The 20,722-nt window shown below is 56.7% G+C and carries 18 protein-coding genes; 6 read left to right on the top strand and 12 right to left on the bottom strand.

What is annotated here, in order from left to right; all coding sequences use genetic code 11:
- Positions 1-56: 56 nt before the first annotated feature.
- Genes ACOTZB_RS13520 through ACOTZB_RS13510 form a run of 3 tightly spaced genes read right to left on the bottom strand, consistent with a single transcriptional unit; the run spans position 57 to position 3,825 of the window.
- Positions 57-2,237, bottom strand: coding sequence for a polysaccharide biosynthesis tyrosine autokinase (locus ACOTZB_RS13520; RefSeq protein WP_421627398.1), 2,181 nt, complete (start codon positions 2,235-2,237; stop codon positions 57-59).
- Positions 2,237-2,686, bottom strand: coding sequence for a protein tyrosine phosphatase (locus ACOTZB_RS13515; protein ID WP_322626687.1), 450 nt, complete (start codon positions 2,684-2,686; stop codon positions 2,237-2,239). Before ACOTZB_RS13515 ends, ACOTZB_RS13520 begins: the two co-directional genes overlap by 1 nt.
- Positions 2,686-3,825, bottom strand: coding sequence for a polysaccharide export protein (locus ACOTZB_RS13510; protein ID WP_193806201.1), 1,140 nt, complete (start codon positions 3,823-3,825; stop codon positions 2,686-2,688). Before ACOTZB_RS13510 ends, ACOTZB_RS13515 begins: the two co-directional genes overlap by 1 nt.
- Before the next feature lie 486 nt (positions 3,826-4,311).
- Between ACOTZB_RS13510 and ACOTZB_RS13505 the strand changes: the two genes are divergently transcribed.
- Positions 4,312-4,644, top strand: coding sequence for an RcnB family protein (locus ACOTZB_RS13505; RefSeq protein WP_023336316.1), 333 nt, complete (start codon positions 4,312-4,314; stop codon positions 4,642-4,644).
- A complete protein-coding gene (locus tag ACOTZB_RS13500) occupies positions 4,619-5,074 on the top strand; it encodes a GNAT family N-acetyltransferase (RefSeq protein ID WP_421627395.1) in 456 nt (151 codons plus the stop codon). The genes ACOTZB_RS13505 and ACOTZB_RS13500 overlap by 26 nt, the downstream gene beginning before the upstream one ends.
- A 95-nt stretch (positions 5,075-5,169) precedes the next feature.
- Here the strand turns inward: ACOTZB_RS13500 and apbC are convergent, their stop codons facing one another.
- Complete coding sequence (gene apbC, locus ACOTZB_RS13495; protein ID WP_029740176.1) at positions 5,170-6,279, bottom strand: iron-sulfur cluster carrier protein ApbC; 1,110 nt, start codon at positions 6,277-6,279, stop codon at positions 5,170-5,172.
- 137 nt (positions 6,280-6,416) lie between these two features.
- Here apbC and metG point away from each other — a divergent pair, with 137 nt between their 5' ends.
- Complete coding sequence (metG, locus tag ACOTZB_RS13490) at positions 6,417-8,450, top strand: methionine--tRNA ligase (RefSeq protein WP_193806197.1); 2,034 nt, start codon at positions 6,417-6,419, stop codon at positions 8,448-8,450.
- Positions 8,451-8,481: 31 nt separating this feature from the next.
- Here metG and ACOTZB_RS13485 read toward each other — a convergent pair whose 3' ends face one another.
- Genes ACOTZB_RS13485 through ACOTZB_RS13475 form a run of 3 tightly spaced genes read right to left on the bottom strand, consistent with a single transcriptional unit; the run spans position 8,482 to position 11,397 of the window.
- Positions 8,482-8,952, bottom strand: a complete 471-nt coding sequence (locus tag ACOTZB_RS13485; RefSeq protein WP_193806190.1) for a DUF1456 family protein — start codon at positions 8,950-8,952, stop codon at positions 8,482-8,484.
- 46 nt (positions 8,953-8,998) lie between these two features.
- Complete coding sequence (btsR, locus tag ACOTZB_RS13480; protein WP_047652497.1) at positions 8,999-9,718, bottom strand: two-component system response regulator BtsR; 720 nt, start codon at positions 9,716-9,718, stop codon at positions 8,999-9,001.
- Positions 9,712-11,397 (bottom strand): LytS/YhcK type 5TM receptor domain-containing protein, encoded by a 1,686-nt coding sequence (locus tag ACOTZB_RS13475; protein ID WP_421627391.1) that lies wholly within the window; start codon positions 11,395-11,397, stop codon positions 9,712-9,714. Before ACOTZB_RS13475 ends, btsR begins: the two co-directional genes overlap by 7 nt.
- Before the next feature lie 217 nt (positions 11,398-11,614).
- On the opposite strand from ACOTZB_RS13475, the gene mlrA reads away from it, so the two are divergent.
- Positions 11,615-12,355: an HTH-type transcriptional regulator MlrA gene (gene mlrA, locus ACOTZB_RS13470; RefSeq protein WP_421627389.1), complete on the top strand. Its 741-nt coding sequence runs from the start codon at positions 11,615-11,617 to the stop codon at positions 12,353-12,355.
- Positions 12,356-12,424: 69 nt separating this feature from the next.
- On the top strand, positions 12,425-12,538 hold the full coding sequence (locus ACOTZB_RS13465; protein WP_008500895.1) for a protein YohO: 114 nt from the start codon (positions 12,425-12,427) through the stop codon (positions 12,536-12,538).
- Here the strand turns inward: ACOTZB_RS13465 and ACOTZB_RS13460 are convergent.
- The 5 genes from ACOTZB_RS13460 to bglX form a co-directional block, all read right to left on the bottom strand.
- Positions 12,513-13,250 (bottom strand): ABC transporter permease, encoded by a 738-nt coding sequence (locus ACOTZB_RS13460; RefSeq protein ID WP_421627387.1) that lies wholly within the window; start codon positions 13,248-13,250, stop codon positions 12,513-12,515. The genes ACOTZB_RS13465 and ACOTZB_RS13460 overlap by 26 nt on opposite strands.
- Complete coding sequence (locus ACOTZB_RS13455) at positions 13,234-14,184, bottom strand: ABC transporter ATP-binding protein (RefSeq protein WP_421627385.1); 951 nt, start codon at positions 14,182-14,184, stop codon at positions 13,234-13,236. Before ACOTZB_RS13455 ends, ACOTZB_RS13460 begins: the two co-directional genes overlap by 17 nt.
- Positions 14,177-15,334: an ABC transporter permease gene (locus ACOTZB_RS13450; protein ID WP_421627383.1), complete on the bottom strand. Its 1,158-nt coding sequence runs from the start codon at positions 15,332-15,334 to the stop codon at positions 14,177-14,179. Before ACOTZB_RS13450 ends, ACOTZB_RS13455 begins: the two co-directional genes overlap by 8 nt.
- A 12-nt stretch (positions 15,335-15,346) precedes the next feature.
- Positions 15,347-16,264, bottom strand: coding sequence for a glycine betaine ABC transporter substrate-binding protein OsmF (gene osmF, locus ACOTZB_RS13445; RefSeq protein WP_193806184.1), 918 nt, complete (start codon positions 16,262-16,264; stop codon positions 15,347-15,349).
- Between the two features lie 145 nt (positions 16,265-16,409).
- Complete coding sequence (gene bglX, locus ACOTZB_RS13440) at positions 16,410-18,707, bottom strand: beta-glucosidase BglX (RefSeq protein ID WP_421627381.1); 2,298 nt, start codon at positions 18,705-18,707, stop codon at positions 16,410-16,412.
- Between the two features lie 189 nt (positions 18,708-18,896).
- Between bglX and dld the strand changes: the two genes are divergently transcribed.
- Positions 18,897-20,645, top strand: a complete 1,749-nt coding sequence (gene dld / locus ACOTZB_RS13435) for a D-lactate dehydrogenase (protein WP_421627379.1) — start codon at positions 18,897-18,899, stop codon at positions 20,643-20,645.
- Positions 20,646-20,722: the final 77 nt, after the last annotated feature.

Raw genomic sequence — 20,722 nt, 5'->3', positions numbered from 1 at the left:
AAGGTCATCTTAACGGGCAAAACGCCATCACGCTGTAAAGAAGTGTCGCGCCAGGTTTACTCCTGGGTATAGCCGTAGTCGTAATGGCTATATCCCGAGTTGTAGTAGAGCACGGCAGATTTCACGATATCATTGAGGATCGCGCCATTCACCTGCACGCCCATTTGCTGAAGACGCTTCAGGCAGTTCTCGATCTCCTTGACGCTGGTTTTACCAAAGCGGGCGACCAGCAGCGTGGTCGCCGCCGCTCTGGCTATCAGCAAGGCATCCGTTACGGCAAGTACTGGCGGAGTGTCGACAATCACGATGTCATATACTTTGTCTATCTGCGACATCACGGCCTGGAAGCGTTCGCTCATGAGCAGCTCAACGGGATGCGAAGGTTGGGGTCCGCATGTCAATACATCAAAACCGCCTTTCTCAACGTGCTGAACCGCCTCCTGCCATTCGACAGCTCCTGCGAGCACGCAGGATAATCCCCGATGATTGCTCATTTTGAAAACATTGTGGACATACCCCTTACGCATATCCGCATCAATAAACAGCACTCGCTGTCCGGCCTGAGCGGCAATCGATGCCAGTGAAGTGCTGACCAGCGTCTTTCCGCAGTCCTGCGTGGGGCCAGACACCACGACGACCCGGTTTGCGGCATCCATCATGGTAAAATGCAGACTGGTGCGCAGCCCGCGCACTGCCTCAACAAACATATCTGCCGGACGGTCAACGGGCAGAAATGGAACGTTCGACGTCCTGTGCTTCCAGTGGGACGCAAACAGGGTTCTCCTGCGCAGGTGCGTTTTTTTCCAGAGCCACACCGAGCGCGGGAGCGTCGCCAGAAGCGGTATCCCCTGCACTTCCAGTTGTTCAGACGAGGTAATGCCCCGATTAAAGGCTGAGCGCACTAAAACCATGCCGGCAGAGAGCATCAACCCCATCAGCATGCCCAGTACGATTATGAGCGCTTTGTGCGGTTTAATCGGATCTGGCTGCGCTACGGCCGGGTCAATAATCCGCACGTTCCCGATAGCGCTGGAACGCGAAATACTCAGCTCTTGCTGACGCGTCAGCAGCTGCAGGTATATGGTACGCCCGGATTCAACGTCACGACTCAGCCGTAAGATTTCCTGCTGCGTGGAAGGCATAGTTGAGACGCGATTATTCAGGCGCGCACGCTCGCGTTCAAGCGTTTGCTTTTTCTCCCGCAAGGCACGGTAGGTGGGATGGTCCTTTTTGAAAAGTTGTGAAACCTCTGCTTCGCGGAACGTCAGCTCGTTAAGCTGGTTTTCCACGTTAACAACCTGATCAAGGACTGACTTTGCTTCCAGAGATAAATCGACAGAATCGCGTTGCTCTCTGTAGGCATTCAGACGCGCTTCAGCTTCATCCAGCTCCCGGCTGATCTTAGGTAATTGATCCTGTAAGAACGTTAGGCTGCGGGAATCTTTCGCTTCCTGGCGCGCAATATTCTGGCTGAGAAAATTTTCGGCAATGGTATTTAGTACCGTAGCGATTCTGTCGGGGTCTTCACCCATAAACGTTAATGCGATCATACCGCTCTGTTTCGCCGACTCAACAACCGTAAGCCTGTCCTGAATGGCGTTGATCGCGTCAAGCCTTGTGACGGTTTCGAGGTTAAAACGGGTGCCTGGTTCTGCGCTGAGGGATGTCACCAGAAGCGATATTCCGTCTTTAACCAGCGTTTTCCCCACTATGCCGTTTGCCTCAAACGTTTTTCCCTCAAGACGATACCGCCCTTTTTCCTCTACGGTGAGTAAAAGCTTTTGTGGCTTACCTTCCAGAAGGGGAATAGTCAGCGCGCCAATCGTTATTTCATCGGATTTACGTCCCCGCACGTGTTCCCACAACGGCCCGATGACAGGAAACACGCGTCGCCTGGCGTTGTACGTCAACCCTAATTGATCAACGGTCTCTCCCAGAATCATCCGTGATTTAAGGAGTAAAAGTTCCGGCGCGACCTCTGGCGAGAGTTCAGACCCGAACGGGGTCAGGTTCTTGAGCAGCGAGTTATTCTGCTTCGCCTCTACCTGTACCAGGGCATCAGCCTGATAAACTGGCGTGGCGCTGAACGCGTAGATACCCGCGCATACCGTGAACAGGAGCGTGACGCACGCGATCGTCAGCCGGTTATCAAACATATCAGCAAGCAACTGAAGAAGATCGATTTCATTATTCTGCGGTGTCGCAGCACTATATTTGTCTGATTTAGAAGACGACATTACGGCTTCATTCCTTGTTGACTCAAACGACGAGCCCATTCCTGACTGGCTTTCCCCAATTGCTCGAAAACATATTCATAGACTTCGCGACTTTTGCGATACGGGTCAGGAATGTCCCTGCTTTCCAGCCATTGTCCAAAGAGCAGCGATTTTCCCCGGTTCTCCGGGGCCATTGTGGCAATGAAACGGAGATGTTCCGGCTCCATTACCAGAATCAAATCGGATTTTTGCAGCAGGCTGCGCGTCACCTTTCGGGCAACATGTCCTTCCAGCGAAACGCCATGACGCCGGGCGACAACCTGCGCAGCCGCATCAGCCGGGCGTCCTTCAAGTCCAAAAATACCTGCTGAGGTCACGTGCTTACCGGGTAATTGCTGGCGCAACAACCGCTCACCCATCGGTGAACGGCAAATATTGGCGGTGCAGATCACTAAGATTGACTGAAACATTACTGCGGCCACGATCTGATGTAACGAACGGTTTCGGTCAGGTCATGGACGCCGCTGATGGTAGGCACCAGTTGGGTGATCACGCGGTTCCAGCGTGATAACGGTGCCGTAGTGACGTAAACGATGTCATACGGCTCCAGCTGGAATTCCGTACCCAGCACCATGGCTGACGCATCTTCAGCATTCAGTTGATAGATATTGGCAATTTTGTTCGTGTCGCCTTTTTTAGATACCTGCCGAATAACAAAAATGCCGGTTGCATCGGCCATATTTTGGTTAAGTCCACCGGCATTTCCCAGGGCTTCGGCCAGCGTCATGCCGCTACGATCCATCTTAAGCGTGCTCTGCTTGACCACTTCGCCCATCACGAACACTTTCAGCGCGTCGTTCCGGGGAATAAACAGGATATCGCCCGGATAAAGCAGCTTATTTTGGGTCAAATCGCCATGCTGCATCAGCGCATAGAGCGAAAGGCGGGCGTCTTTGCCATCATGCGTGAGCACGACGTTACGCCAGTCGGCATCCGCAGAAAGACCGCCAGCGGCGTTAACCGCATCCATCACCGTCAGCGGAATATTGGTTATGGGCTGTTGGCCCGATTTTTCGACCTCTCCGGTGACATAGGCTTTTTGGGAACGGAAGGCGGCAATGCTGACGTCCACCTGCGGGCTCTCAATGACTTTATCCAGTCGCGCTGTAATCTCTTCACGTACCTGTGAAACCGTTTTTCCCGCCACTCGCAGCTTACCGACGTAGGGATAAAAGAGCGTACCATCGGCGTTGACCCAGTTGCCTGCATCGCTTGCGCTACGATATTGTCCCGCGGGCGTCGTTAATTCAGGGTGATCCCAGACGGTAACCGTCAGTATGTCGCCTGTGCCAATACGGTATTCCCAGTTTTTGATCTGCTCATCCAGATTAGGATTTGCCTGAGATTTCGATACGGTCGGACGCAGCTTTTCAATCAATCCTGGCGTTAATGGGAAAATTTCCACGCGCTTATCAAGATTATAATTAATGTCTTCCGCCGCAATGACTTTTTTGCCAGACACACTTAAGTTCTGGCCGGGGGAAAATACACACCCCGTTAACTGACTAACGGTGAGAAATAACAGCGAAAAAGCAGTTGTACTTTTCATTTGTATAAACATTTATTTTTAACGTTGCGTTTATCGTCAATCTTGCAAAGAGATCAAATCTAACCCAATGAAATTTAATGTATTATTTTCATGAAACATGAAATTCTGACATTATAAAACGTGGCAAAACTGCTCTCTAAAAAACAAAATTGATACTCATCCCTGTAAAAAAAGAGAAGTAAGATTGTTTCGCCCGAAGGCAATATTAAATCTTCTTCGGCAGGAAAGCATTCATACAACAGTCCAATTTTGACGTTAAAAACCATTTTCAGAATTGATTGTTGAAAGAATAAATATTAGAAATATAAAGCGCAGATAATATTCATTGAAATGATAAACACCATCCAATTCGACTACACAAAACCGTCCACTTTTGTTACATTTTTTTTCAAACATCCCCTGCGTTGATACTTAAAATGGACTGTCTGCTCCGCTTTGCACGACCCGCAGACGAAAAGTATCTGTCACGATATCACTGGAGAAAAAATGGCTAAGCGTAAATTGCTGCTTCTGGGTGTATTACTGTCTCTGGCGGGATCCGCTTTCGCAGCCCCGCAAACGGCCGCTGCGCCATCCGGCATCAAGGCCTATGAAGAACAAGAGTTCATCGCGGACTTCACGAAATTCAAGATTGGCGACACGGCACCGGCGCAGTATCAGACGCCCGAGTACACCATCAAACAGTACCAGCTGCGTAACCTGCCGGCTCCGGATGCCGGAACCCACTGGACCTACATGGGTGAGAACTACGTGCTGATTGGCGATGCTGATGGCAAGATCTACAAAGCCTACAATGGAGATATTTTCTATCACCGCTAACGCAATTCTGATTCGCCCCTGGCAGGATAGTGACTGCCCTTTCCTGCGCACGCTCTACCTCCACGCCCGGCGTGAAGCCTGGCCATGGCTGGACGGTTCAGACTGGCAGCTGGAAGACTTTGACGCGGCAACCCGTGACGAAGTGATTTGGGTTGCTGTTCAGAACGGTCATCGCCTGGGTTTTGCCTCCGTCTGGATGAACGATAATTTCCTGCACAACCTGTTTGTCGATCCGCAGTATCAGAGCCTGGGCGTCGGGCATGAGTTGCTTGAGCACGTTCAGAAGACGTTTACCAGTACGGGTTCGCTTAAGTGTCTGATGAAGAATGCGCGGGCTATTGCATTTTACCAGCGACACGGCTGGCACATCGAGGCGACGGGTGATTCTCCGGACGGAGAGTATTATTTGATGCACTATCGGTTGGGTTAAAGTCGGGTGGCGGCTTCGCCTTATCCGACCTACGTGATGGTGCCGTTTGTAGGCCGGGTAAGCGAAGCGCCACCCGGCAATTAGGAGCAGAGGAATTACACCGCGCGGAACGCGATTTCTCCCGGGATGATTTCGCCCTGCCAGTAGAGCTGCGCCGCAACGCGTCCTGCCAGCTGGCGATACATTTCCGCGAACTCGCTGTCCGGACGGCTGACCACCGTCGGCTTTCCGCTGTCCAGATCTTCACGCAGGGTAATGTGCAGCGGCATCTGCCCCAGCAGCTGAGTATGGTACTTCGCAGCCAGTTTTTCTGCGCCACCCGTACCGAAGATAGGTTCGTGGTGACCGCAGTTGCTGCAGATGTGCATGCTCATGTTCTCGACGATACCGAGCACCGGCACTTCCACTTTCTCGAACATCACGATGCCTTTTTTGGCGTCGATCAGCGCGATATCCTGCGGCGTAGTCACGACGACCGCCCCCGTGACAGGAATGTTCTGCGCCAGCGTCAGCTGAATGTCACCGGTGCCCGGCGGCATGTCCAGCACCAGATAATCCAGATCAGGCCACATCGTCTCCTGCAGCATCTGCAGCAGCGCTTTGCTGGCCATCGGGCCGCGCCAGACCATGGCGTTATCGTCGGTCACCAGGTAACCGATGGAGTTGGTTGCCAGACCGTGCGCCATAATTGGCGCCATGTGGGTCCCGTCCGGCGAGGTGGGGCGCTGGTTTTCCGCGCCCAGCATGTTCGGAATAGACGGACCGTAGATATCCGCATCCAGAATGCCGACCTTTGCCCCTTCCGCTGCCAGCGCGAGCGCCAGGTTAACGGCGGTAGAGGATTTCCCTACCCCGCCCTTGCCCGAGCTGACGGCAATGATATTTTTCACGCCGTTCACGCCAGGCTGGTTTTTCACGCGCTTCAGCGTGGCGATGCTGTGGCTCAACTTCCAGTCAATCGCCTTCGCGCCGGTAATGCGCAGCAGCTCAGAGCTGGTCTGCTCTTTCAGCGCGTCAAAGGCGCTGGTCCAGACGAACGGCATCTGCAGCTCAATGTGCAGGGTATCGTCCAGCCAGGCAACGTGGTGTAACGCTTTCAGCGTAGTGAGATTGTGCTTCAGGGTTGGATGCTGAAAGTTAGCCAGCGTCCCGGCGACCATTGCTCGTAAGGCTTCCGGTGATTTGGCCTGGGATTGAGAACTCATCCCGACTCCTTTGTTCTTGTGAATAAGACCTTAGATGAACAAGTTTACCTGAAAGGCCGTGGTTTGTGCTTACTTAATAATGCCCCTTTTGGTAATATCAAAAACCCTTTTCACAGTTAAAAGAAGTAATGCCTACTATGACTCAAGTCGCGAAGAAAATTCTGGTAACGTGCGCACTGCCGTACGCCAACGGCTCAATCCACCTCGGCCACATGCTGGAGCATATCCAGGCTGATGTCTGGGTCCGTTACCAGCGAATGCGCGGCCACGAGGTTAACTTCATCTGTGCGGACGATGCTCACGGCACGCCGATCATGCTGAAAGCGCAGCAGCTGGGGATCTCCCCGGAACAGATGATTGCCGAAATGAGTCAAGAGCATCAGACTGATTTTGCTGGCTTTGACATCAGCTATGACAACTATCACTCCACGCACAGCGACGAAAACCGCGAGCTGTCGGAGCTGATCTACACCCGTCTGAAAGAGAACGGTTTTATCAAAAACCGCACCATCTCTCAGCTGTACGATCCGGAAAAAGGCATGTTCCTGCCGGACCGTTTCGTCAAAGGCACCTGTCCGAAATGTAAATCCCCGGACCAGTACGGCGATAACTGCGAAGTGTGCGGCGCGACCTACAGCCCGACCGAGCTTATCGAGCCGAAATCCGTGGTTTCCGGCGCCACGCCTGTGATGCGTGACTCCGAGCACTTCTTCTTCGACCTGCCGTCCTTCAGCGAAATGCTGCAGGCGTGGACCCGCAGCGGCGCGCTGCAGGAACAGGTGGCGAACAAAATGCAGGAGTGGTTCGAATCCGGCCTGCAGCAGTGGGATATCTCCCGCGATGCGCCGTACTTCGGCTTTGAAATCCCGAACGCGCCGGGCAAATATTTCTACGTCTGGCTGGACGCGCCAATCGGCTATATGGGCTCCTTCAAGAACCTGTGCGACAAGCGTGGCGACACCGTCAGCTTCGACGAATACTGGAAGAAAGATTCCACGGCCGAGCTGTATCACTTTATCGGTAAAGACATCGTTTACTTCCACAGCCTGTTCTGGCCGGCGATGCTGGAAGGCAGCAACTTCCGCAAGCCAACCAACCTTTTCGTTCACGGCTACGTAACGGTGAACGGCGCGAAGATGTCCAAGTCCCGCGGGACGTTCATTAAGGCCAGCACCTGGCTGAACCACTTCGACGCGGACAGCCTGCGCTACTACTACACCGCGAAGCTCTCTTCCCGCATCGACGATATCGACCTGAACCTGGAAGATTTCGTGCAGCGCGTGAACGCGGACATCGTCAACAAGGTGGTGAACCTCGCCTCCCGTAACGCGGGCTTTATCGCTAAGCGTTTTGACGGCGTGATGGCGGCTGAACTGGCTGACCCTGCTCTGTACAAAACCTTTACCGACGCGGCAGCCACCATTGGCGACGCGTGGGAAACCCGTGAGTTCGGCAAAGCCGTGCGCGAAATCATGGCACTGGCCGACCTGGCAAACCGCTATGTGGACGAACAGGCACCGTGGGTTGTCGCGAAACAGGAAGGTCGCGATGCCGATCTGCAGGCCATCTGCTCCATGGGCATCAACCTGTTCCGCGTGCTGATGACGTACCTGAAGCCGGTTCTGCCGCAGCTGGCAGCCCGCGCTGAAGCGTTCCTGAACACCGAACTGACCTGGGATGCCATGGCGCAGCCGCTGCTCGGCCACAAGGTGAACACCTTTAAGGCGCTGTACAACCGCATCGAGATGAAGCAGGTTGAAGCCCTGGTGGAAGCCTCTAAAGAAGAGGTTAAAGCGGCTGCGGCACCGATCACCGGCCCGCTGGCGGACGATCCGATTCAGGAAACCATTACCTTTGACGATTTCGCCAAAGTCGACCTGCGCGTGGCGCTGATCGAAAACGCGGAGTTCGTGGAGGGCTCTGACAAGCTGCTGCGCCTGACTCTGGATCTGGGCGGCGATAAGCGTAACGTCTTCTCCGGCATCCGTTCAGCCTACCCGGACCCGCAGGTCCTGATCGGTCGTCAGACCGTGATGGTGGCGAACCTGGCACCGCGCAAAATGCGCTTCGGCATCTCCGAGGGGATGGTGATGGCCGCTGGCCCTGGCGGGAAAGATATCTTCCTGTTAAGCCCTGACGAAGGCGCGAAGCCTGGCCAGCAGGTGAAATAACAAAAAAGCCGGAGATAATCTCCGGCTTTTTTTATGGTTTCGGGTGATGCACCCGGTGGGTCAGCCCGCGCAGGAAATTACGCAGAAACTGATCGCCGCACTCGCGGTAGTTTTTATGATCTGGCGCGCGCATCATGGCGGTCACTTCCGGCACGGATACGCGGTATTTTTGCTCGGTCATGATCGCCACAATATCGTCCGTTTTCAGCGAGAACGCGATACGCAGCTTTTTCAGCACCGTGTTGTTGTTCACGCGACGCTCCAGCGCCAGCTCCGGCGCGGCCGGATCCTTGCCACGCTTATCGTAGATCAGGCCATTAAGGAAACCCGACAGAATGATGTCAGGGCAGCGGACAAAGCCCTCTTCGTCTTCTTTGGTCATCCACGTGTCAAAACTCGCAGACGTGGATTCCATGTCCGACAGTGCAAGAATGCGCACCATGTCGTTATTGTTCGCTTTCAGGGTGTAGCGCAGGCTACGAAGAATATCGTTACTTAGCATAGAGCCTTCGAATGTCGATGATGCAATGGCGCGCAGTGTACCAGCTTTACAGGCCAATCGCCTCTTTCAAACTCTTCAGATAGCGACGGCTGACGGGTACCGTTTGCCCCGCGCGCAGCACCAGCTCGGCCTGGCCGTTATCTTCCAGGCGGATCTCCTTCAGGTGCGCCATGTTCACCAGATACTGGCGGTGGCAGCGGAGCAGCGGCGTGCGGCTCTCCAGCGTGCGCAGGGTCAGCTCGGTAAACCCTTCGTTCCCTTCCGCGCTGGTGACAAACACCCCGCTCAGTCGGCTGCTGACAAACGCCACATCATCCATCTGCAGCAGATAGATCCGGCTGTGTCCGGTACAGGGGATAAACTTCAGCGGCTGCTGGTTCTCCGGCAGCAGCGTGACGTCCTGCACGGTGCGCTCCTGGCGTAAACGGGTGAGCGTTTTTTCCAGACGCTTCTCTTCAATCGGCTTGAGTAAATAGTCAAACGCGTGCTCCTCAAAGGCCTTAACGGCGTATTCATCAAACGCCGTCAGAAACACGATGTACGGGCGATGCTCCGGGTCAAGCATACCGACCATCTCCAGCCCGCTGATGCGGGGCATCTGAATATCGAGAAACAGCACGTCCGGGCGCAGCTTGTGCACCGCGCCGATGGCCTCAATGGCGTTCGCGCACTCTCCCACAATCTCAATATCCGGCTGCTCCTGCAGCAGAACGCGCAGGTTTTCCCGTGCCAGCGGCTCGTCATCCACGATAAGCACTCTTAACATGCGTTTTCCTCCAGCGGCAGTCGTACGGTAATACGGGTAAATCGGTCTGGCTCACAGGCGACGGTAATGCCGCAGTCGTCGCCAAAATGGGCGCGCAGGCGTTTATCCACCAGGCTCATACCTAAACCGCCGGAGGCGGAAGGCTGGTAAAGCCCGGCATTATCTTCAATATCCAGCACCAGATGGTTGTTGAAACGGCTGGCGGCAATGGTTATCTCCCCCGTTCCCAGCAGCTGTGATGTACCGTGCTTGATGGCGTTTTCCACAATAGGCTGCAGGGTAAAGGCCGGGAGATGCTGATACGCCAGCTCGTCCGGAACGGAGAGCGACACCTGCAGGCGCGACTGGAAACGCGCCTGCTCGATCTGCAGATAGGCATTCACGTGCTCAATCTCATCGGCGAGGGTCACGATCTCTGAAGGCCGTTTCAGGTTCTTGCGGAAAAAGGTCGACAGAAACTGCACCAGCTGGGCGGCCTGATCGCTGTCGCGGCGGATCACCGCTTTGAGCGTGTTGAGGGCATTAAACAGGAAATGCGGGTTGACCTGAGCATGCAGCAGCTTAATTTCGGACTGCGTCAGCAGGGCTTTCTGCCGCTCATACTGCCCGGCAAGGATTTGCGCGGACAGCAGCTGGGCGATCCCCTCTCCCAGCGTGCGGTTGATGGAGCTGAACAGACGGTTTTTTGCCTCATACAGCTTGATGGTGCCCATCACCCGCTGATTTTCCCCGCGCAGCGGAATCACCAGCGTGGAACCCAGCTTGCACTGCGGATGCAGCGAACAGCGGTAAGGCACTTCGTTACCGTCGGCATACACCACCTCGCCGGTTTCAATGGCGCGCAGCGTATAGGCTGAGGAGATAGGTTTACCCGGCAGATGGTGATCGTCCCCGGTGCCGGTGAAGGCCAGCAGCCGCTCGCGGTCGGTTATGGCCACCGCGCCGATATCCAGCTCCTTGTAGAGCACCTGCGCGACCTTCATGCTGTTCTCTTCGTTAAAGCCCTGGCGCAGGATCCCTTCGGTCGAGGCGGCGACCTTCAGCGCCGTGGCGGAAAAAGCCGAGGTGTACTTTTCGAACATGGCGCGCTTGTCGAGCAGAATGCGCATAAACAGCGCTGCCCCCACGGTGTTGGTCACCATCATCGGAGCGGCAATACTGCTGACCAGGTGCAGCGCATCCTCAAACGGACGGGCAATCAGCAGTATGATCGCCATCTGCGCCATTTCGGCCACAAAGGTAATGGCACCGGCGGTAAGCGGGCTAAAGACTTTATCAGGGCGGCCGCGTTTGATCATATAGCTGTGCACCAGCCCGCCGAGCAGCCCTTCCACGATCGTCGAGATCATGCAGCTGAGCGCCGTCATCCCGCCCATGGAATAGCGATGCAGCCCCCCGGTTAAGCCGACAAGGCCGCCGACTACGGGACCGCCCAGCAGCCCGCCCATCACCGCGCCAATCGCGCGCGTATTGGCAATAGAGTCTTCGATATGGAGACCAAAATAAGTCCCCATGATGCAGAAAATAGAGAAGGTGACGTAGCAGAGCAGCTTATGAGGCAGACGTACGGTGACCTGCATCAGCGGGATAAACAGGCGAGTTTTGCTCATCAGCCAGGCAATGACCAGAAACACGCACATCTGCTGAAGCAACAGCAGCACCAGATTAAACTCGTACATACTCAAAACCGCACACGCTAAAAACGCGTAACATACACTGATGCGGGTTTACTTTCTTTGAAGCATCCCAAAAAAGCGCAAAATCGTGTCCGTTATCACACCTTTTTCTGAATATCGCGCATGCTTCGCATTGTTTGTTCAAAAATCAATCAATTCTTCCTGGTTCGCCAAAGTGGGTCTACAGTTAAGCTGGGGACGCGTAAGCCAGGGGGCGAATATGGCGCTTTACACAATAGGTGAAGTGGCACTCCTTTGTGATATCAATCCCGTTACCCTACGGGCGTGGCAGCGACGGTATGGATTGCTTAAACCGCAAAGAACGGACGGTGGGCATCGCCTCTTTAATGAGGCCGATATCGACCGTATCCGCGAAATAAAAAGCTGGATCGACAACGGAGTGCAGGTCGGGAAAGTGAAATCCCTGTTGAGCCACGACGATCCTGACACGCAGCACCTCTGGCGCGAACAGCAGGAAACCCTGCTTCGGCTTCTGCAGGCGGGCAACCTGCAGCGCCTGCGCGCATGGATAAAAGAGCAGGGCCGCGACTATCCGGCACAGACGCTGATCTCCCATCTTTTCATTCCGCTCCGTCGACGCCTGCAGTGCCAGCAGTCTACCCTGCAGGCGCTGCTCAGCCTGCTCGACGGGGTGTTGATCAACTATATTGCCGTCTGCCTTGCCTCGGCGAAGAACAAAGCCGGAAAAGATGCGCTGGTGGTCGGCTGGAACGTGCACGATACCACCCGCCTGTGGCTGGAAGCGTGGATTGCGACCCAGAAGGGCTGGCGCGTGGATGTCCTGGCGCACTCGCTGGCGCAGCTTAAGCCCGAGTTTTTCGACGGTCAGACCCTGCTGGTCTGGTGTGGGGAAGTGCCCTCCGCCACGCAGCAGCAGCTGCTGACACAATGGCGAGAGAATGGTTACCCGGTATATTCCCTTGGCCCGGATGAGCCATAACGGCATTTAATGGTTCATTAACAGCTGCGCTTCACCGTATAATTGTTCCGTTAACAACAGGAGCACATGATGAAGGCAACCAAACTGGCCATTATTACCCTTTTTGTCCTGATGGCCGTGAGCGGTATCGGCGGCGTGATGCTGGCAGGATACTCGTTTATTGTTCGCGGCGGTGTCGGCTGAGGTACAGCGCCAGCCGCTCAAAAAGGCGATCGACGACGATTGCCGCCAGCGCGACCAGCACCGCCCCCTGCACGATATAAGCCGTATTAAACCCGCTCAGGCCGATAATAATCGGCGTTCCCAGCGTATTAGCGCCGACCGTAGACGCAATTGTCGCCGTCCCGATGTTAATAATCACCGATGTGCGGATCCCGGCAATGATAACCGGCGCCGCGAGCGGCAGTTCAACCTTGCGCAGCCGCTGGCCACGACTCATCCCCATCCCTTCTGCCACGCTCAGCACTGACGCCGGTACCGCCGCGAGGCCCGCCAGCGTGCCCTGCAGCACCGGCAATACGCCGTATAAAATCAGCGCAATAATGGCGGGCTGCTGGCCAAAGCCCATCACCGGCACCGCTATCGCCAGCACCGCCACCGGGGGAAACGTCTGGCCAATCGCCGCTATCGTCTCCGCCAGCGGACGAAATTCTTTGCCTGCAGGCCGCGTGACCGCGATGCCCGCCCCCACGCCCAGCACAACCGCGATGACGCTTGAGAGCGCCACCAGCCAGAGATGCGCCAGAGCGAGATTAATAAAGCTCTCCTGCTGATAGACCGGCCGCGGCAGCCCGGGAAAAAGGGTGTTAAACAGCGCCGCGCTGTGGGGCATAAGAAACAGTAAGGCGACAAAGAGCGCTACCAGCCAGAGGAGCGGATCACGCAGTGCCTTCACGCGTCACCTCCCCGGCCAGCAGATCGCGAAAATGTAAGGTTCCGCACGGCGTACCGCGCGAGTCCGAGACGGGCAATACCTCGCACTGGCGCGCGACAAACGCCGAGAGGGCATCCCGCAGGCTCATCTGCGCCTGCAGCGGTTCGCCGCTCACCGGAACCACCTCCCGTCGCATATAGTCGCTGACCGTCCGCAGGGAAAGCAGCCTCACGCCCAGCTCGCTGCGGCCAAAAAACTCGCGCACAAAGTCGTTCTTCGGCCATGTTAATAGCTCAAGCGGCGAGCCCTGCTGCACCACTTCGCCATGATCCATCAGCACCAGATGGTCGGCCAGGCGCAGAGCTTCATCAATATCGTGCGTCACGAGAACGATCGTGCGTCCGAGAATGCGGTGAATGCGGGTCATCTCCGCCTGCAGCGCCCCGCGCGTAACCGGATCCAGCGCGCCGAAGGGTTCATCCATCAGCAGTACCTGCGGGTTAGCCGCCAGCGCGCGCGCCACGCCCACGCGCTGCTGCTGGCCTCCGGAGAGCTGGTGCGGATAGCGGTCGCGCAACGATGGCTCCAGCCCCAGCAGAGACATCAGCTCATCAACACGATCGGCGATTTTCGCCCGCGACCATTTCTCCAGCTGCAGCACGGTGGCGATGTTCTGCGCCACCGTCCAGTGCGGAAACAGGCCGATAGACTGAATGGCATAGCCCATCCGGCGGCGCAGCTCCAGCACCGGCAGGCTGCGGATCTCTTCCCCGGCAAAGCGGATCAGCCCGCTGTCATGCTCCACCAGACGGTTGATCATCTTAAGCGTGGTGGACTTGCCCGACCCAGAGGTGCCAATCAGCACGGAAAATGCCCCCTCGGCAAAGTTCAGGTTCAGGTGGCTCGCCGCCGGGCGACCGGCAAAGGTTTTACTGACATCATGAAATTCAATCATTGGCTCTTCTCCTGAGCAGCGCGAGCCATAAGGCAAACAGCGCGTCGACGACAACCGCCAGCGCAATCGTGGGCACCACGCCCAGCAACACCAGATCGAGGGCACTGCTGAGCAGCCCCTGGAACACCAGTGCGCCAAAGCCGCCCGCGCCAATCAGCGCCGCTATCACCGCCATGCCGACGGTTTGGACCGCCACCACCCGCAGGCTGCGCAGCAGCAGGGGCAGCGCCAGCGGGAGCTGAATTTTCCAGAAACACTGCCGTGCGCTCATCCCCATCGCATGGGCACTTTCAAGCACATCCGGCGCGACCTGACTCAGCCCCGCGACCACGCCGCGCACCAGCGGCAGCAGCGCATACAGCACCAGCGCGATAAGCGCGGGCGTTAACCCCGTTCCGGCTATGCCGAGCGTTCCCAGCACCGGAAACGACTTCACCAGCCCGGCCAGCGGGGCAATCAGCAGGCCAAACAGCGCGACGGAGGGAATGGTCTGGATAATGTTGAGGACGGTAAAAACCCCACCCTGGCGTGAAGGATGGCGATAGCACCACATGCCGAGCGGTATCCCGATCAGCAGAGCCGGGATCAGCGTGCCAAAAAGGATCGTCAGGTGTTGCGCCAGGGCATCATCAAACACCTCCTGACGGTTGGCGTACTCTTTCAGCAGCGAGAGATTGTTCAGCTCACCGCTGAACAGCAGGAACAAGGGAATACACCATATCTGCGCGTTGAGCACCCAGCGCCAGACGGCGCTGGAGATAAGTCGACGAATAGCGTCGCTGCTGGCCAGCAGACACAGCGCCAGCCACAGCCAGAGGCCGCTGCCTATTGTGGTTCTCGCCAGCGGACTCTCCGCCGACGCCATATGCGTCGCCGCCAGCCCGGCGCTCCAGAACAGCACGATGAAGAGCCCTTCAGAGAGGAGCAGCGTCAGCCACTGCGCCGTGCGCCCTTGCCAGAGCGATAGCGCAACCCACGCGCCTAGCGACGCCGCCAGCAACCACGGCGTGAATGCCCACACTTCCCAGAGATAGCGCCCTTCCCCTGACATCAGGCGGTTAGGTGCGACATTCACAAACGGCAGCGCGACTGCCGCGATGGCCACGCAGGCCAACAGCAGCAGGACGCGGTTATGACATTTTATTGGCACAGCCCTTTCCCGTTACTTCACAAGCCCTTGTTGTTTCAGGAAGTCGGCGGCCACTTTTTTGGCATCCAGCCCCTCGACGGCAATGCTGGCATTCAGCTGTTGCAGCGTTTTTTCATCCAGTTTTTCGAAGACCGGCTTGAGCCATTCTGCAATATCCGGATAGGCTTTCAGCACCGCCTCACGCACGACCGGGGTCGGGGCGTAAATCGGCTGTACACCTTTAGGATCGGTCAGGGTTTGCAGGCCGAGCGCCGCCACCGGGCCGTCGGTGCCGTAGGCCATTGCCGCGTTAACACCGGAAGTTTGCTGCGCCGCCGCCTTAATGGTTACCGCCGTATCCCCGCCCGCCAGCGAGAGCAGCTGCGCCTGGTCGAGCTTGAAGTCGTAGGCTTTTTCGAACGCCGGGAGCGCGTCAGGACGCTCGATAAACTCCGCGGACGCAGCCAGCTTAAAGTCGCCCTTCTCTTTCAGATAGCGGCTGAGATCCGCCAGAGACGTCAGCTTACCTTTCTCCGCCACGTCCTTGCGCACGGCGATAGTCCAGGTGTTGTTGGCCGGGGCCGGCGTCAGCCAGACCAGCTTGTTCTGTTCCGCGTCGAGTTTTTTGACTTTCTCATACCCGGCTTTGGCATTTTTCCATGCCGGATCGTTTTCATCTTTGAAGAAGAATGCCCCGTTGCCGGTGTATTCCGGATAGATATCCAGCTCGCCGGAGGTAATCGCCCCGCGCACGACGGGCGTGGTGCCCAGCTGAACTTTATTGACGGTTTTCACGCCGTGGCTTTCCAGCACCTGCAAAATAATATTGCCGAGCAGCGCGCCTTCGGTATCGATCTTTGAGCCCACTTTTACCGGCTCCGCCGCCTGTAGCGGCAGGCTTAGCGCTGCGAGTAGCGCCGCAGAAGCTACCATCCCCGTTTTAATCGTCATTCCGCTGTCCTCATTTTTTTATCGCCTTTTTCAGAGGCTTGAGAGAAAAGCGTAGCTTAAAACGGCGGATTTACCCGGCAAAATGCCTTTTTAGCATAAGGTAAGACGCATCCCCCGGAAACCGGGGGATGCGAAGGAAGGAAGGTTACAGCAGCTCGAACTCGCCTTTGTTCACGCGGGCGGAATCCACCCCGATAAAGACGTTAAATTTGCCCGGTTCCGCATCGTATTTCATCTGCTGGTTCCAGAACTTCAGCGCGTCCACGTCAATCGGGAAGCTGATGGTTTGGGTTTCGCCAGGCTTCAGATTAACCTTCTCGAAGCCGCGCAACTGCTTCACCGGACGGCTCATCGAGGCGGTGACATCCTGAACGTACATCTGAATCACCGTTGCCCCGTCGCGCTTGCCGGTGTTGGTCACCTCAACGCTGGCGGTAACTTTGCCGTCACGCTTCAGGGTCGGCGCCGACATTTTCACGTCAGAAACCTTGAAGGTGGTGTAGCTCAGGCCGTAACCAAACGGATACAGCGGGCCGTTAGCTTCGTCGAAGTAACGGGACGTGTACTTGTTCGGCTTGTCGGCGTTATACGGGCGACCGGTGTTCAGGTGGCTGTAGTAGACCGGGATCTGCCCGACGGAGCGCGGGAAGGACATCGGCAGCTTGCCCGACGGGTTGTAATCACCAAACAGCACGTCGGCGATGGCGTTACCGCCTTCGGTACCGGCAAACCAGGTTTCCAGAATGGCGTCAGCCTGCTGGTCCTCTTTCACCAGCGCCAGCGGACGCCCGTTCATCAGCACCAGCACCAGCGGCTTGCCGGTGGCTTTCAGGGCGGCGATCAGATCGCGCTGGCTCTGCGGGATGGTGATGTCGGTACGGCTGGAGGCCTCGTGCGCCATACCCTGCGCTTCGCCCACGACCGCGACAACCACATCAGACTGTTTCGCGGTATTCACCGCCTCGTCGATCATCTCCTTCGGCGTGCGCGGATCGACCTTCACCGCCTCCTCGTACTGGTTGAGGAAGGTGACGATGTCTTTGTCGTTGGTGACGTTCGCCCCTTTGGCGTACACCACTTTCGCGTGATCACCCACGGCACTCTTAATCCCGGTCAGCACGGTCACGGACTGATCGGCCACGCCTGCGGCAGACCAGCTGCCCATCACGTCGCGCTTGCTGTCGGCCAGCGGGCCCACCACGGCAATGGTGCCGGATTTTTTCAGCGGCAGCGTATCGAGGCGGTTTTTCAGCAGCACCAGGCTCTCGCGCGCCACGTCACGCGCTTCTTTGCGGTGCAGGCGGCTTTCGGCGTTGGTATCTGCCGGGTCAGAGTCTTTCGGACCCAGGTGGCTGTACGGATCGTTAAACAGACCCATGTCATATTTCACGTTCAGCACGTGGCGCGCGGCATCGTCCAGCTCCGCCATCGTGACCTTGCCGCTCTTCACCAGACCCGGCAGGTATTTGCTGTAGTACTCGTCGCTCATGCTCATGTTGATGCCGGACTTGAGCGCCACGCGCACCGCGTCTTCCGGATCGGACGCCGTGCCGTGTTTGATCAGCTCTTTAATCGCGCCGTGGTCGGAAACGGTGATGCCCTTAAAGCCCCACTGGTCGCGCAGCACGTCTTTCAGCAGCCAGGAATCGGACGTCGCAGGCGTGCCGTTCAGCGAGTTTAGCGCCACCATCACCGCGCCGCTGCCCGCGTCAAGACCAGCCTTGTACGGCGGCATATAGTCGTTGAACAGGCGCTGCGGGCTCATGTCGACGGTGTTGTACTCTTTCCCGCCTTCAACCGCGCCGTAGGCCGCAAAATGCTTCACGCTGGTCATCACCGAGTAGCGGTCCGCCGGGCTTTTGCCCTGCATCGCTTCCACCATGGTTTTCCCCATCGTGGAGGTTAAATACGTATCTTCACCAAAGCCTTCCGAGCCGCGCCCCCAGCGCGGATCGCGCGAGACGTCCACCATTGGCGCCCAGGTCATGTTCAGGCCGTCGTCCGCCGCTTCATAAGCCGACACGCGCCCGACGGTTTTCACCGCGTCGAGGTTAAAGGAAGAGGCTAAGCCGAGGCTAATCGGGAAGACGGTACGCTGGCCGTGCACTACGTCATAGGCGAAGAACAGCGGAATTTTCAGGCGGCTGAGATCCATCACCTGATCCTGCATCTTGCGGATATCCTGGCGGGTGACGGTATTAAAGATGGCCCCTACCTGCCCGTCTTTGATCATCCCGCGGATGGCCTCTTTCGGGTTATCCGGGCCGACGCTGATAAGACGCAGCTGGCCGATTTTCTCATCGACCGTCATTTTCTTGAGCAATTCAGTGACAAACGCGTCCCGTGCTTCAGGCGTGAGCGGGTGATTACCAAACAAATCCTCTGCCAGCGCAGGTTGCAGCGCCAGGCTGACGGCGACACCTACAGAACATAGCCATTTCATGTCGTTTTACTCTCTCATCAATAACCGCCGGACGATCTCGGCCATACCGTGCGAAAAGCGCAGTGTGCCACAAACCCTCTGAACGTTGCAGGGTTATTCTCTGATTTTTCTCGTGAATACTCGACCGCTTAACAGTTAATCGCGCTATGCTTTACAGCGAGAAATTTGCCCCACCACAAGGAGTGGAAGATGTCTTCTGTTCGAACAAACGATAACACGGCTTTTATTAACGAACTGTCGCGCCTGGTTGGCTCCTCTCACCTGCTTACCGACCCGGCCAAAACCGCCCGCTACCGCAAAGGTTTCCGCTCCGGTCAGGGCGAGGCGCTGGCGGTGGTCTTCCCCGGCACGCTGCTGGAGCTGTGGCGCGTGCTGAGCGCCTGCGTCGCCGCCGACAAGATTATTTTAATGCAGGCGGCCAACACCGGCCTGACCGAAGGCTCCACGCCGAACGGCAACGATTACGATCGCGACATCGTGATTATCAGTACCCTGCGCCTCGACAAGCTGCACCTGCTGGACAAAGGCGAGCAGGTGCTCGCGTTCCCCGGCACGACGCTCTACTCCCTGGAAAAAGCGCTTAAGCCGCTGGGCCGTGAGCCGCACTCGGTGATTGGCTCCTCCTGTATTGGCGCCTCGGTGGTTGGTGGGATTTGCAATAACTCCGGCGGCTCGCTGGTACAGCGCGGCCCGGCCTACACCGAGATGTCGCTGTTTGCCCGTATTGACGAAAACGGCAAGCTGACGCTGGTGAACCATCTGGGTATCGATCTCGGCGTAACGCCGGAACAGATCCTCAGCAAGCTTGACGACGATCGCGTGAAGGACGAAGACGTGCAGCACGACGGTCGTCATGCGCACGATCACGACTACGTGACCCGCGTGCGGGATATCGACGCCGATACGCCGGCGCGCTACAACGCCGACCCGGACCGCCTGTTTGAATCCTCCGGCTGCGCCGGGAAGCTTGCCGTTTTTGCCGTGCGCCTCGATACCTTCCCGGCGGAGAAAAAGCAGCAGGTGTTTTACATTGGTACCAATCAGCCTGAGGTTCTGACCGAAATTCGTCGTCATATTCTGGGCGAATTTACCCATCTGCCGGTGGCGGGCGAGTACATGCACCGGGACATTTACGACATCGCCGAGCGCTACGGCAAAGATACGTTCCTGATGATCGACAAGCTCGGCACCGACAAAATGCCGTTCTTCTTCACCATGAAGGGACGCACCGACGCGATGCTGGAGAAAGTGTCGCTGTTCAAACCGCACTTCACCGACCGCTTTATGCAGAAGCTGGGCAACGTTTTCCCGGCGCATCTGCCGGAGCGAATGAAAACCTGGCGCGATAAGTACGAGCATCACCTGCTGCTGAAAATGGCCGGAGACGGGATCGCCGAAGCGCAGGCCTGGCTGACCGAGTTCTTCAAAACCGCCGAAGGGGATTTCTTTGCCTGTACGCCTGAAGAGGGCAGCAAAGCGTTCCTGCACCGCTTTGCCGCCGCCGGCGCCGCCATCCGATATCAGGCGGTGCATTCCGAAGAGGTGGAAGACATTCTGGCGCTGGATATCGCCCTGCGGCGTAACGACACCGAGTGGTTTGAACACCTGCCGCCGGAAATCAACAGCAAGCTGGTGCATAAGCTCTATTACGGCCACTTTATGTGCTATGTCTTCCATCAGGATTACATCGTCAAAAAAGGGGTCGATGCACACGAACTGAAGGAGCAGATGCTCGCCCTGCTGCGTGAACGCGGCGCACAATATCCTGCGGAACATAACGTCGGGCATCTTTATAAAGCCCCTGACGCACTTAAGCAGTTTTATCGCGAGAATGACCCTACAAACAGCATGAATCCCGGCATTGGTAAAACAACGCGGAAGAAATACTGGAAAGAAGAGGCAGATGCGGAGCAGCGCGTAACGCAAGCGTCTGATTAATTCCTACAGCCAAATTTGAGAGATTGTTTAGCGCGCCTTAATCGTAATAGAGTATCTTTCTGACGCCGGAGAAACGT

It is taken from the genome of Enterobacter cloacae complex sp. SHL020 (assembly GCF_049236945.1).
Lineage (GTDB): Bacteria > Pseudomonadota > Gammaproteobacteria > Enterobacterales > Enterobacteriaceae > Enterobacter > Enterobacter dykesii.
The sequence above is the reverse complement of the archived record's forward strand: the minus strand, read 5'-3'. Positions and strand labels throughout refer to the sequence as shown.

What these genes read in the sequence shown, in the direction of transcription:
- mlrA (WP_421627389.1), top strand. Translation starts at nt 11,615, where the DNA reads ATGGCGCTTTACACAATAGGTGAAGTGGCACTCCTTTGTGATATCAAT.
- apbC (WP_029740176.1), bottom strand. Translation starts at nt 6,279, where the DNA reads ATGAGTTCTCAATCCCAGGCCAAATCACCGGAAGCCTTACGAGCAATG.
- bglX (WP_421627381.1), bottom strand. Translation starts at nt 18,707, where the DNA reads ATGAAATGGCTATGTTCTGTAGGTGTCGCCGTCAGCCTGGCGCTGCAA.
- ACOTZB_RS13500 (WP_421627395.1), top strand. Translation starts at nt 4,619, where the DNA reads ATGGAGATATTTTCTATCACCGCTAACGCAATTCTGATTCGCCCCTGG.
- ACOTZB_RS13465 (WP_008500895.1), top strand. Translation starts at nt 12,425, where the DNA reads ATGAAGGCAACCAAACTGGCCATTATTACCCTTTTTGTCCTGATGGCC.
- ACOTZB_RS13475 (WP_421627391.1), bottom strand. Translation starts at nt 11,397, where the DNA reads ATGTACGAGTTTAATCTGGTGCTGCTGTTGCTTCAGCAGATGTGCGTG.
- btsR (WP_047652497.1), bottom strand. Translation starts at nt 9,718, where the DNA reads ATGTTAAGAGTGCTTATCGTGGATGACGAGCCGCTGGCACGGGAAAAC.
- ACOTZB_RS13520 (WP_421627398.1), bottom strand. Translation starts at nt 2,237, where the DNA reads ATGTCGTCTTCTAAATCAGACAAATATAGTGCTGCGACACCGCAGAAT.
- ACOTZB_RS13515 (WP_322626687.1), bottom strand. Translation starts at nt 2,686, where the DNA reads ATGTTTCAGTCAATCTTAGTGATCTGCACCGCCAATATTTGCCGTTCA.
- dld (WP_421627379.1), top strand. Translation starts at nt 18,897, where the DNA reads ATGTCTTCTGTTCGAACAAACGATAACACGGCTTTTATTAACGAACTG.
- ACOTZB_RS13510 (WP_193806201.1), bottom strand. Translation starts at nt 3,825, where the DNA reads ATGAAAAGTACAACTGCTTTTTCGCTGTTATTTCTCACCGTTAGTCAG.
- metG (WP_193806197.1), top strand. Translation starts at nt 6,417, where the DNA reads ATGACTCAAGTCGCGAAGAAAATTCTGGTAACGTGCGCACTGCCGTAC.
- ACOTZB_RS13485 (WP_193806190.1), bottom strand. Translation starts at nt 8,952, where the DNA reads ATGCTAAGTAACGATATTCTTCGTAGCCTGCGCTACACCCTGAAAGCG.
- ACOTZB_RS13505 (WP_023336316.1), top strand. Translation starts at nt 4,312, where the DNA reads ATGGCTAAGCGTAAATTGCTGCTTCTGGGTGTATTACTGTCTCTGGCG.
- ACOTZB_RS13455 (WP_421627385.1), bottom strand. Translation starts at nt 14,184, where the DNA reads ATGATTGAATTTCATGATGTCAGTAAAACCTTTGCCGGTCGCCCGGCG.
- osmF (WP_193806184.1), bottom strand. Translation starts at nt 16,264, where the DNA reads ATGACGATTAAAACGGGGATGGTAGCTTCTGCGGCGCTACTCGCAGCG.